At 54.9% G+C, this 12,273-nt stretch carries 12 protein-coding genes; 5 read left to right on the forward strand and 7 right to left on the reverse strand.

The annotated features are described in order from the left end of the window. Positions 1–140 precede the first annotated feature (140 nt). Positions 141–1,796 (forward strand): glucan biosynthesis protein D, encoded by a 1,656-nt coding sequence (locus JKP81_RS05715; protein WP_200551077.1) that lies wholly within the window; start codon positions 141–143, stop codon positions 1,794–1,796. Between the two features lie 45 nt (positions 1,797–1,841). Beyond that, complete coding sequence (rimL, locus tag JKP81_RS05720) at positions 1,842–2,384, forward strand: 50S ribosomal protein L7/L12-serine acetyltransferase (protein WP_200550911.1); 543 nt, start codon at positions 1,842–1,844, stop codon at positions 2,382–2,384. A 5-nt stretch (positions 2,385–2,389) separates the two neighbouring features. Here rimL and JKP81_RS05725 read toward each other — a convergent pair whose 3' ends face one another. The 5 genes from JKP81_RS05725 to ydcK form a co-directional block, all read right to left on the reverse strand. Then, positions 2,390–3,136, reverse strand: a complete 747-nt coding sequence (locus JKP81_RS05725; protein WP_200550912.1) for an anti-sigma factor — start codon at positions 3,134–3,136, stop codon at positions 2,390–2,392. Continuing rightward, positions 3,133–3,639: an RNA polymerase sigma factor gene (locus JKP81_RS05730; protein ID WP_016495963.1), complete on the reverse strand. Its 507-nt coding sequence runs from the start codon at positions 3,637–3,639 to the stop codon at positions 3,133–3,135. The genes JKP81_RS05725 and JKP81_RS05730 overlap by 4 nt, the downstream gene beginning before the upstream one ends. 9 nt (positions 3,640–3,648) lie before the next feature. Then, entirely contained in the window at positions 3,649–4,185 is a 537-nt protein-coding gene (locus tag JKP81_RS05735; protein WP_200550913.1) for a cytochrome b, read from the reverse strand. Continuing rightward, the gene (locus JKP81_RS05740; RefSeq protein ID WP_200550914.1) at positions 4,182–5,237 is read right to left on the reverse strand and encodes a catalase family peroxidase; all 1,056 of its coding nucleotides are present in this window, start codon (positions 5,235–5,237) and stop codon (positions 4,182–4,184) included. Before JKP81_RS05740 ends, JKP81_RS05735 begins: the two co-directional genes overlap by 4 nt. A gap of 256 nt (positions 5,238–5,493) precedes the next feature. Beyond that, positions 5,494–6,474, reverse strand: coding sequence for a YdcK family protein (ydcK, locus tag JKP81_RS05745; RefSeq protein ID WP_200550915.1), 981 nt, complete (start codon positions 6,472–6,474; stop codon positions 5,494–5,496). Positions 6,475–6,600: 126 nt separating this feature from the next. Here ydcK and tehB point away from each other — a divergent pair, with 126 nt between their 5' ends. After that, positions 6,601–7,197 carry a tellurite resistance methyltransferase TehB gene (gene tehB, locus JKP81_RS05750; RefSeq protein ID WP_200550916.1) on the forward strand — a complete coding sequence of 199 codons (597 nt, stop codon included), beginning with the start codon at positions 6,601–6,603 and terminating at the stop codon, positions 7,195–7,197. Positions 7,198–7,463: 266 nt separating this feature from the next. Here tehB and pepT read toward each other — a convergent pair whose 3' ends face one another. Next, complete coding sequence (gene pepT, locus JKP81_RS05755) at positions 7,464–8,693, reverse strand: peptidase T (protein WP_200550917.1); 1,230 nt, start codon at positions 8,691–8,693, stop codon at positions 7,464–7,466. Positions 8,694–8,799: 106 nt separating this feature from the next. Between pepT and JKP81_RS05760 the strand changes: the two genes are divergently transcribed. Together JKP81_RS05760 and JKP81_RS05765 are read left to right on the forward strand one after the other, a co-directional pair. Then, a complete protein-coding gene (locus JKP81_RS05760) occupies positions 8,800–10,395 on the forward strand; it encodes an ABC transporter substrate-binding protein (protein WP_200550918.1) in 1,596 nt (531 codons plus the stop codon). Between the two features lie 168 nt (positions 10,396–10,563). Next, positions 10,564–11,232, forward strand: a complete 669-nt coding sequence (locus JKP81_RS05765; protein WP_200550919.1) for a DUF3313 domain-containing protein — start codon at positions 10,564–10,566, stop codon at positions 11,230–11,232. Here the strand turns inward: JKP81_RS05765 and JKP81_RS05770 are convergent. Continuing rightward, positions 11,219–12,133 (reverse strand): DMT family transporter, encoded by a 915-nt coding sequence (locus JKP81_RS05770; RefSeq protein WP_200550920.1) that lies wholly within the window; start codon positions 12,131–12,133, stop codon positions 11,219–11,221. The genes JKP81_RS05765 and JKP81_RS05770 overlap by 14 nt on opposite strands. Between the last annotated feature and the right edge of the window lie 140 nt (positions 12,134–12,273).

A 12,273-nucleotide genomic window follows, 5' to 3' on the forward strand; every position in this document is an offset into this window, starting at 1 on the left:
TCGTTCATATATTCGGCAGCCAACAATTGGATTCTCAATGAATTTTGTCTAGAGTGATGCGTTCATTAATGAACGCTTTTGCCGCTGTTTCGCGCCATCGCGAAATGCCATTTGACGACCAGAAGGACGTGTTACCAGGCATGAACCGCAGACGATTTATTCAAGCATCCATGGCCCTTGCCGCAACTTACGGCACCACCGGTGTTGCATCGCTCTTTTCCCGCGCGGCGTTCGCGGCGGAAACGGACATCGCCGATGGCCAGAGCCGCCGTTTTGATTTCTCCGTGCTGCAGTCCATGGCGCACGATCTGGCGCAACAGCAGTGGGGCGGCGCGCCTAAAGCGCTCCCTAACACGCTGGCGAACCTGACACCGCAGGCTTACAACAGCATCCAGTATGATGCGCAGCACTCGCTGTGGAACAACGTTGATGGTCGTCTGCTGGACGTGCAGTTTTTCCATGTCGGCATGGGCTTTCGCCGCCGCGTTCGCATGTTCTCCCTCGACCAGAACACACACCAGGCGCGTGAAATTCACTTCCGCCCGGAGCTGTTTAACTACCACGACGCGGGCGTCGATACCAAACAACTGGAAGGACAAAGCGATCTCGGTTTCGCCGGTTTCCGCGCCTTTAAAGCGCCTGAGCTGGCGCGCCGTGATATCGTCTCGTTCCTTGGCGCAAGCTATTTCCGCGCGGTAGACAGCACCTTTCAGTACGGTCTTTCCGCACGCGGCGTGGCGATTGATACCTTTACGGATACGCCGGAAGAGTTCCCGGATTTCACCGCCTTCTGGTTTGAGACGGCAAAAGCATCCGACACCACCTTTACCGTTTATGCGCTGCTCGACAGCCCGAGCATTACCGGTGCGTACAAGTTTGTGATCCACTGCGAAGAGAGCCAGGTGATCATGGATGTCGATAACCGCCTGTATGCGCGCAAAGACATTAAGCAACTGGGTATCGCGCCGATGACCAGTATGTTCAGCTGCGGTAATAACGAACGCCGCGTCTGCGATACCATTCATCCACAAATCCACGACTCCGATCGTCTGGCGATGTGGCGCGGTAACGGCGAGTGGATCTGCCGCCCGCTGAACAACCCGCAAAAATTGCAGTTCAACGCCTACCAGGATGAAAACCCGAAAGGGTTCGGCCTGCTGCAGCTCGATCGTGATTTCTCCCACTATCAGGATGTGATGGGCTGGTACAACAAACGTCCGAGTCTGTGGGTTGAGCCGCGTAACAAATGGGGCAAAGGGGCGGTCAGCCTGATGGAGATCCCGACCACCGGCGAAACGCTGGATAACATTGTCTGCTTCTGGCAGCCGGAAAAACCGGTCAAAGCGGGCGATGATTTTGCCTTCCAGTACCGCTTGTACTGGAGCGCGATGCCGCCGGTGCGTTCTCCACTGGCCCGCGTTTACGCCACCCGTACCGGCATGGGCGGTTTCCCGGAAGGCTGGGCGCCGGGCGAACACTATCCGGATAAATGGGCGCGTCGTTTCGCCATTGATTTTGTTGGCGGTGACCTGAAAGCGGCCGCGCCGAAAGGCATTGAGCCGGTCATTACGCTTTCAAACGGGGAAGCGAAACAGGTGGAGATCCTCTATGTTGAGCCGTTTGACGGTTATCGCATTCTGTTCGACTGGTATCCGACCAATGATTCCACCGATCCGGTAGACATGCGTCTGTTCCTGCGCTGCCAGGGCGACGCCATCAGCGAAACCTGGCTTTATCAGTACTTCCCGCCCGCGCCGGACAAACGTAACTACGTTGATGACCGCGTCATGCGCTAAACCCACTTCGCCCCCGTCAGGGGGCGAATGCTTTATGGAGCCGCAATGGACGATACCGTTATTCCGGTGAATGACCATCTCGCGCTGCATGCCGTCGACGAGCGGTTTGTGCACGATCTTCACCAGCTAATTGTCAAAAACCGCGACTGGCTACAGCAGTTTCTCAACTGGCCGCAATCGGTCACGTCCGTTGACGACACCCGCAAAACCGCGCAGAGCAACATGCTGCTGCATCAGCGCGGCTACGCCAAAATGTTCATGATTGTGCGCGACGATGTGCTGGTGGGCGTACTGGCGTTTAATTCGATTGAGCCGTTAAACAAAACGGCCTATATCGGCTACTGGCTGGATGAAGAGTGCCAGCGGCAGGGGATATTGTCTCAGGCCATGCAAGCGATGATCGATTTTTACGTTCGCCGTGGCGATATCCGGCGCTTTGTCATCAAATGTCGGGTGGCGAACCATGCCAGCAATCAGGTGGCCGGACGCAACGGCTTTACGCTCGAAGGCTGCCTTAAACAGGCGGAGTATCTCAACGGCAGCTACGACGATCAAAATATCTGGGCAAAGATCGTCGATAGGGCCTGATCGCGCTAACTGGTGGCCTGCGACACCGCTTTGCGCAGGCCGTTTACCGCCGGTGAGTTCATCGGTGTGACCAGCGCGTAGTTGTAGTGATCATCACTCCAGTACTGCGCCATCACATCTTCGGCCTCGCGTTCCCCGTGAGGGAGTTTGACCGGGCTTAACGGGCGGATATACCAGCCGACCCGCGTGCCGTTCCTGTCCTGATACATAATCAGCGCAGCCGGGCCTTGCGCGGTGGCGATAAGCCTCGCGCCGGATAAGGTGAAACCATACTGTTCGAGATTCGGCGGCTGGTTACCGTTAATAAAATACCGGGCGACCCAGCGGGTGAGTTCGGTTTGCTGGCTTGCCACTACATCCATTGGCGTGACGGCGGCATTATCAAACAGTTTATAGGCCTGAACCGCGTCCTCCATCGGCTGATGAGTCATTAACATTTGCGACTCTTTCAGCTCCCAGCCCGTATAACCGCCCACGCTTAACGCCAGTGCCAGCGCGAACGCGGTGGCCAGTTTCCATTGACGCTGCTGGCGTGCCTGGCGGCGTAAATAGTGTGGCTCCGGTTTTTCCAGGGCGATAGTTTGCTGGCTCATGGCCTGGCGGAGTTGCTGCGCGTCACGCCGCCAGCCTGCAACCTGCGCGGCGGCAGCGGGGTTTTCTGCCAGATAGCGCTCGATACGCGCTGAGGTTGCCTCATCGGTTTCGCCATCCATCCAGGCATGCAGATCGTGTTCATCCGGTGGCAACGTCATTTCAGTCTCCTCAGCGGCAGCGGCGCTGCCGTACCGTCTAATTTCTCATGTAGCAATTTACGCGCGCGCGACAGGCGCGACATCACGGTGCCGGTCGGGATATCGAGCGTTTGGGCGACTTCTTTATAACTCAGCCCTTCAATGCTCACCAGCAACAGAATGGCACGATAATCGGTCGGCAGCGTGGCGAACACCGCCAGCGTATCATCCGCCATTGCCAGTGATTCGGTTGACGCGCCGGTGGCCTCCTCGCCGGTAAAAAAAGCGAGGATTTTCATATACCGTCGCTTGCGCCGCTCACCGTCAATAAATTGACGGTAAAGAATGGCGAACAGCCAGGCGCGCAGGCTCCGTTCGCCATCACTATTTGGGCTACGCGTCAGCGCTTTCATCAGGCAGCTTTGTACCAAATCTTCCGCGCTGTGCGGGTTGCGGGTTAGCCACAGCGCAAAGCGTTGCAAATGTGGCATCACCTGACGAATCTCATCATCAGTCAGTTGCATAGCTTGCCTTCATCGCTTGCGGGTTCCCGACATACTTTCAAAGACGCCATCGCGGAGCACGAGGGCATGAAACAGCGCGGCGGCTAAATGCAGCATCACCGTTGCGAACAGCGCCAGCGCCACCAGGGAATGCAGTGGCCGCAGTAGCGCGTAAGTATCATTATTCACCGGCAGGATAGGTGGCAACACCCAACCGGCGACAGTCACCGGGTAGCCCGCCGCCGAAAGCATTCCCCAGCCAATCAGCGGTTGCGCAATCATCATGGCATAGAGCGCCCAGTGTGACAGGTGCGCCATGGCGCGTTGCCAACCCGCAAGTGTCGCCGGTAACGCGGGCGTGGCAGTATAAAACCGTAGCCACAGGCGGACCAGCACCAGCACGAAAATCATTAAACCCAGCGGTTTGTGGATTGACACCAGCAAGCTGTGCAGGGATGAGACGGTAGAAACCATTACGACGCCAATAAACAGCATCGCGATGATCGCCGCCGCCATTAACCAGTGCAGCGCGCGCAGCGCCGGGTGGAAATAGGCAATGTTTTTCATAAATGAGCTCCAGCCTGGGCGGATTGTTCACGGGTGCGCGCATTGTAAGATTTAGCATAAGCCGCAGAACGCGCATTGAGTAACGGATCGTCAGAGGCGGCAATGCCGTCCGGCAGGATCAGCGGATCGTAATTGATGTCATTACACGGCCCGTTTTGCTGTTCTGTTGCCTGGGTGAGAACCAGCGTTCCGGCGTTAATTGTTTGCCGGTCGGCAGGCCAGACTTTCGTTGCATTACTGCCATCGTCTCCCGGTCGGGCGACGGTTATCAGCAGATCCCATTTCAGCGGTCCCTGTGCCAGACGCTGTTTGAGATCCGTTTGCAGGAAATTTTTGTCGCTCTTTTCTTCGGCGCTGATGGGCTGATAACCGGTATGCGGCACCATGCTCCAGCGCACCAGATGCGTCATACCGGATTTATCAATAAAACGGAACGCATTCAGGCTATTAAAGCGATCGCTGGCCCAGCTCGACGAAGGGACATTCTGTTTTGCCCACGCCAGAAACGGCAGGATCTCCGGGTTCTTTTGCACGAAGGCTTTGAATTTCTCTGCATTCGGTTTGCCGGTTGCCGCATCGGGCAGCGAGGCAACCTGCAATTCATAGAATTGCTCAACAGTGGAGACCGGGAAAAAGGGCATTGCGTTCATGCCGGTGCGCCACTGTTCACCGTTTGCTAACTGAAACGCCAGCGCCAGACTGCGTACGGGAACGGCATAATCCGGCGCGGCGGGGTTTCCTCCGGCAATGGCAAAACGGCCGGTTACCGGCGTTTCACCTGCGGCAAATACCGAAGCGCGAGACAGCGTGCTGGCATTGCCACTGGAGATAAAACTGCCAGTAACACAGAGCCCTTTGGCGTGATTACGCCGATAACCCGGATGTTCGCCGCCCGCTTGTTGTAAGACATTAACCAGTTTATCTGCGCTCAGGCGCGCAGGAGTTAACCAGCCGCCGCCCCACAGGAACAGCACAATCAACACCAGCGGAACAAGGGCGATCGCTATAAGACGTGCAAGGATCTGGCCGGTCGTAAAAGGAGTGTTTGTCATAGTCGCTCACCTGCTAATCATGAGCGGATAAGACGAAGCAACGGCGGGGTTATTCCACACGGAAGAAAAAAAATTTTTGTGAAAAAAGCCTGCAACAGAATTTTCGTTGCAGGCTCGCTGTTATCAGGGGTTCATCGTCGCAAAGAGTGTGGCGAAGTTGCCGTTTTTTTCAGCCTGCCGGGTGCCTCATAAGCCACCTGCAACAATATGAAAAGTCCCGGATAAGCGACTTCGGCTTTGATAACAGACGAGCGAATTATAAAGAGCCAACCAGCGGCGTACGGGTAATGTGCTGCGTGTCGTTAATCACTTTCGGACCGCGTAACAGGATACTTTCGCCTTCCTGCGCATCGACGACCGCATCGCCGCCAATTTCAATCTGATGCTCGATCAGCACATTGCCGTGAATGCGCGCATTGCCCTGAATCACCACTTTTTCATCAAGTTGCAATGGCCCGCCGCGTAACCAGGCGCGACCGCCCACCAGCACGTGGTGTTTTAAAATACAGTTGCCTTCAACAACGGCGTTTTCTGCCACCTGCGAACTGTAACGAAGGGTCGGGATCTCATCGTCAAGCGTCCCGGCGACCACGCGCGCGGAACCATACACTTTGGCGCAGTCGCACACCCAGACATCATTGAGTTCGTTACCTTCGAGCAGGGCGAAATCAAAGACTTCGGCGCGGTGTTCAATAAACGCGTAATTAACGATGGCATCGCCATAAATTTGCGCCTGATGTACCACGCGCGAATGGCTGACGGTGGCGCGATCGTAAATCTGCAAAATCTGTTCGTTGTCCAGCGTTAAACCCTGAGCGGCAATGATGTCGCAGCCGCTGAGAATGCGCGCATCGCCGCGTAAATGGCATAAACCGCGTACGGTAGAGGCCTGAACGGTGACATTGTCACTTAATTGCGCGCCGTGGCTTATCTCGCTGCCGTCAACCCAGGCGTTATCCGCAATGACGACATCGTGGCAAATCACACACGGCTGGGTGATCCGCGCATTATCCCGCACCGTGCTGCCATGAAAAACCATGCTGTTTTCATCGTAAATCCAGCAGTTTCCTTGCTGATCGAGCACGTTTTCATTATCAACCCAGCCACCGGCGCTGCCCGCTACAACATCGTTGAAATCGCGCAGGGCGATAATCTGGCGCAGGGCGACGGATCGCTTTTCGCCGCTAATCTGGTAATGCATTGTCCTTTGCTCATCACTGAGCCGATACTTATTCATGCTACATTTCCCCCCATCTGCCTGAGTTAAACGTAGCAAATTTTACGCCGCTGGCTATCCGCCAGCGAAACCAATAAAATGCACTGAAAATGCAACTTATAAATTCGCGACGTATTGAGGAACAGCATGACCACCCGCACTGATAACTACTTTACTGAAAAATACAGCATGACCCCGACCCATTCGGAAGTGCTTAACGCCGTTAATTATGTCCAGCCGGGTAAAGCGCTGGATCTCGGCTGCGGTAATGGCCGCAACAGCCTGTTTCTCGCCAACCGGGGTTTTGATGTCACCGCATGGGATAAAAACCCGAACAGCCTGAGCAATTTACAAAATATTCGTGAAGCGGAAGGGCTGGAAAACTTACATATCGAGGCGGTTGATCTCAACAACCTGAGTTTTGAAGGCGACTACGATTTTATTCTTTCGACCGTAGTGCTGATGTTTCTCGAAGCGAAAACCATTCCCGGGTTGATTGCCAATATGCAGCGCTGCACCAAACCGGGCGGCTATAACCTGATTGTCGCGGCAATGGACACGGCTGATTTCCCGTGTACGGTCGGTTTCCCGTTTGCCTTTAAAGAGGGCGAGTTGCGCGATTACTACACCGGTTGGGAGCTGCTGAAATACAACGAAGAAGTCGGTGAGCTTCATCGCACCGATGCCAATGGCAACCGTATCAAATTGCGCTTTGCCACGATGCTGGCACGCAAATCCGCGTAAGTTTTTCCGTTGCGACAGTAAAAGAGCCGGAAGGATGCCACCGGTTCTTTTACTGCCAGCCCGCCGTTTTTCTCTTTCGCCGTTTGCTGCATCACGCCAATTCCTGCTATTCGCCAGGTAAACTTATGGTGATGATGTGTCACCGCTGGCGCAGCAAATGCCGGATGGCAGGGCAAGCCAGCGCATTGGCGTGATCCGCATCCGGCTCATTAAATAGGGTCATCATTACGGAGTGAACTCCGATCCGACACCATCACCGGTCTGCTTTAACGCGCCGCCAGCAGGCAAAGCTGCAACGCAACGTTATAAGAGGCTTCGAAAGCACGCAGCGGCAGGAACTCAAAACGCGAGTGGAAGTTATGTGCGCCGGTGAAGAAATTTGGCGTCAGCAAACCTTTAGCAGAAAGCGCTGCACCGTCGGTGCCGCCGCGCATTGGCGTTGGTTTTGGCGTGATCCCCAGTGATTCCATGGCTGTGAACAGTAAATCAATCGCCCGGCGATCTTCGCCAATCGCGTTGCTGATATTGCTGTAGGTATCGCTGATGCTGTACTCAACCTTCGCGGTGGGATACTGAGCCGCAATTTTTGCCGCAACATCGGCAACTTGCTGTTTGCGTTTGGCAAAACTTTCGTTGTCGAAATCACGAATGTTGGCGTTCAGCGTCGCGTAGCTCTGCACGGCATTGATCCCGTTAAACCAGATATAACCTTCGCGTCCTTCTGTGTGCTCCGGCGTTTGCTGGCGATCGAAATGGCTGATGTAATCCATCGCCATCAACAGCGGGTTCACCAGCACCCCTTTCGCCGACATCGGGTGCGCGGTCACCCCGGTAAACTGGATTTGCGCGCTGGCGGCGTTAAAGTTTTCGTAAACGATTTCGCCCATTTCGCAGCAGTCGATTGTCCAGGCAAAATCAACATCAAAACGCGCTAAATCCAGCGCTTTCGCACCGCGCAGGCCCACTTCTTCATCGGGCACAAAGGCCACCACGATATCGCCGTGACGCTGTTCTGGCGTCAGATTTTCCAGCAGCGTCATCACCACGGTAACCGCGGCTTTGTTATCGGCGCCGAGTACGCTGGTGCCGTCACTGAAAATTATCTCCTCATTCGGATACGCGAGGATCTCCGGATGCTCATCAACGCGCAGCCAGATATCCTGCGCGCTGTTCAGGCAGAGATCTTGTCCCTCAAAGCGCAGGATCTGCGGATGAATATGCGGGGATAAACCGACGTCCACGGTGTCGATATGGGTGATAAAACCAATGCGCGGCGCACCGGGAACATTGCCTTTTTTGACGGCGGTGACGGTCGCGTGATCGTCAATAACGATCTCTTCAAGACCGAGTGTTTTCAACTCATTAGCCAGTTCGCGCGCCATATCAAACTGCCCAACGGTAGTGGGTAAGGTGGTGGCAGTGGGATCGCTTTGGCTGGTGATGTTGAGATAGCGAAAGAAGCGATGCGTTAATTGACTGGTGAGCGACGACGACATAGTGATTCCTTCTTTATTCGAATTATCAGGTGTTTGCAAATTCACTTTAATGTTATTTATGAGAGGGCAAACAACAAGCCTTTACAATAAAACAACAGGAAAAACTATGATTAGCAAACCGACAACACTTGCTCTGGCGTTGGCCGCGATGATAGTGAGTTCTTCTGTGGCGGCGAAAACGCTGGTCTATTGCTCGGAAGGCTCGCCGGAAAACTTCAACCCACAACTCTATACCTCGGGCACCAGCGTGGATGCCAGCGCGGTGCCGGTCTATAACCGGCTGGTGGATTTCAAAGTGGGCACCACGCAACTGCAACCCAGCCTCGCGGAAAGCTGGGATGTCAGCGAAGACGGTAAGGTTTACACCTTCCATCTGCGCAAAGGGGTGAAATTCCAGAGCAATAAATACTTCACGCCAACGCGAGACTTCAACGCCGATGATGTGATCTTCTCATTTATGCGGCAAAAAGACGCCAGTAACCCCTATCACAATGTCTCTAACGGTACGTACTCGAACTTTGAAAGCCTGGAGTTCGGTTCGCTGATCACCGCGATTGATAAACTCGACGACCATACGGTGCGCTTTACGCTGGCGCACCCGGAAGCGCCGTTTGTCGCTGACCTTGGCTGGTATTTCGCCTCGATCCTCTCAGCGCAATACGCCGATGCGATGTTAAAAGCGGGGACACCGGAACGCGTCGATATGGACCCGATTGGCACCGGGCCGTTCCGCCTGGCACAGTACCAGAAAGATTCGCGCATTCTGTTTACCGCGTTCGACGGCTACTGGCAGGGCAAAGCCAAAATTGATCGCCTGGTCTTCAGCATCACGCCGGATGCCTCCGTTCGGGTGGCAAAACTTGAGAAGAACGAGTGCCAGGTCATGCCGTTTCCCAATCCGGCCGATTTGCCGCGCCTGAAAGAGAACAAAGACATTACGCTGATGAGCAAAGCCGGGTTGAACACCGGGTTCCTGTCGTTCAATACGCAAAAAGCGCCGCTGGATAATGTCAAAGTGCGCCAGGCGCTGGCGATGGCGATCAACAAACCGGCGATCATTCAGGCCGTGTTCCAGGGAACAGGCACCGCAGCGAAAAACCTGTTGCCGCCGGGCGTCTGGAGCGCGGATAGCGAACTGAAGGATTACGACTACGATCCGGAAAAAGCCAAAGCGCTGCTGAAAGAGGCCGGTTTTGCGCCTGGAACGACCATCGATTTGTGGGCAATGCCGGTGCAACGCCCCTATAACCCAAACGCCAAACGCATGGCCGAGATGATCCAGGCCGACTGGGCGAAAGTGGGCGTGCAGACTAAAATTGTCACCTATGAGTGGGGCGAATACCTGAAACGGGTGAAAGGCGGTGAACACCAGGCGGCGCTGATGGGCTGGACCACGGCGACCGGCGATCCGGATAATTTCTTCGGCCCGCTGTTTACCTGTACCTCTGCTAACGGTGGTTCTAACTCGGCGAAATGGTGTTACGCGCCATTTGACAAAATTATCGCCGAAGCGAAAGCCACCACCGATCATGAAAAACGCGTCGCGCTGTATAAAGAGGCGCAGCAGATGATGCATGATCAAATGCCAGCGGTGATGATTGCCCACTCAACGATTTTCGAACCGGTACGCAAAGAGGTGCAGGGATACGAAATCGACCCGTTTGGTAAACATATTTTCTGGCAAGTTGATCTGAAGAAATAACCATTAACAGGCGAGCAAACCCAGCGCACTCGCGGTTTGCTCGCCCATTTCACTGCGCTTTATACGTTTTATCAAAGCCGCTGCCCGCCGGGACATTTTTACCCCCCACAAAACGCCGCTGCGTTTGCTATACCTTAAGAGCAATTCCGCACTCACAGGGACATCCTCATGCGTACTCATGCATTGGTTAGCGTTGCCGTCTTTTCCGGCCTGCTGGCGTTATCAGGCTGCGCGTCAAAAGTGACGCAACCGGAAAAATATTCCGGGTTTCTAAAAGATTATTCAGGGCTGAAGGAAACCACCTCCGCCACCGGTAAACCGGTGCTTCGCTGGGTGGCACCGGGTTTTGATCCGGCAAAATACGACAGTATCGTCTACCACCCGGTGACCTATTATCCGGTGGCGAAACCTACCAGCCAGGTGAATCAACAGGTGCTGGATGGCGTTCTTAACTACACCAACAGCAAGCTGAAAGCTGCCGCCGCTTCGCGTAAACCGCTGGTGACATCGCCAGGCCAGCACAGCCTGATTTTCCGTGGGGCGATAACCGGCGTGGACGCCAGCAAACAGGGATTGCAGTTCTATGAAGTGGTGCCGGTGGCAATGGTAGTGGCAGGAACGCAGATGGCAACCGGTCATCGCACGATGAACACGCACCTCTATTTTGAAGGCGAGCTCATCGACGCGCAGACCAATGCACCGGTGTTGAAAGTGGTGCGCCAGGGGCAAGGGAAAGATGTGAATAATGAAAATGCGCCGGTCACCGTCGATTCTCTGAAACAAGTCATTGACGATATGGCGACCGACGCGACGATGTTTGATATCAGCAAGCGTTAGCTTTTCGCCGTGCTCCGCGCCCGCCCAGCCATGTTTCCGGGCGGGCAAACATCACCAGATTGCCGGTAAGGATCAGCAGTAACCCGGCAACGCCATTGAAATGCCAGATATAGCCTTCGAAAAACGTCGAAACCGTCAGCGCGACCAGCGGAAACAGCAGGGTGCTGTACGCCGCTTTGCTGGGGCCAATCCGACCAACCAGCGTAAAATAGGCGCCAAAGCCAATCACCGATCCGAACAACGCCAAGTAGACCAGCGCGCCAAGGTAGCTGGCCGTCCATTGCGGGGTGAAATCGTCACCGCGCAGCAGGCCTATCGCCCCCATAATCAACGTTCCGTAGAGCATCGCCCAACTGTTGGTGGTGATGGTTTCCAGTCCTTTACGCTGATGGCGGAGGCTTATCATATTGCCAAACGAGAAGCCCAGCGTGCCCAGCGCCGACAGACCAATCCCCATTAGTAGCGTTATGCTCCAGCCGCTGTTGACCAAATCCTGCCAGAACAGCGTCACAATCCCCGTCAGGCCGAGGATCGCCGCGACAAAAAAGCGTGCCGGGGGCTTTTGACCAAAAAAGAGATAACTGTTTACCGCGTTAAATAACACCGCCATGGAGAAGATCACCGACTCCAGCCCGGTGCTGATCCACGCCGCAGCGGTATAGAAGCACCAGAAGTTAAAACCAAACACACAGCCGCCCTGGAGCAGGCAAAACAGATGATCGCGCAGCGGCAGGACGCGCAATTTACGCTGCGCCAGTAGCACCAGCATCATTGCCGCCGTGGCCAACGCAAAGCGCCAGAAGATCGACACCGGCGCGGCGACCGGTCCTTGTTGTAGATAAATCGCAATCCAGGTTGTTCCCCAGATAACCACCACCAAACCGTACAGCAATGCGTTCATGTTGAGTTCCAGTGCGTAAAACGAATGCTGAGTGTGGCAAAACAGCAACGCAGGCGATTGCACCGGTTTGCGCCGGACTTGCATATTCTTGCGCTTTTCTTTACACAACGCTGGTATCCGCCGCCAGCTATTCATAGACT

Source organism: Kosakonia sp. LAM2021, from assembly GCF_016620385.1.
Lineage (GTDB): Bacteria > Pseudomonadota > Gammaproteobacteria > Enterobacterales > Enterobacteriaceae > Kosakonia > Kosakonia sacchari.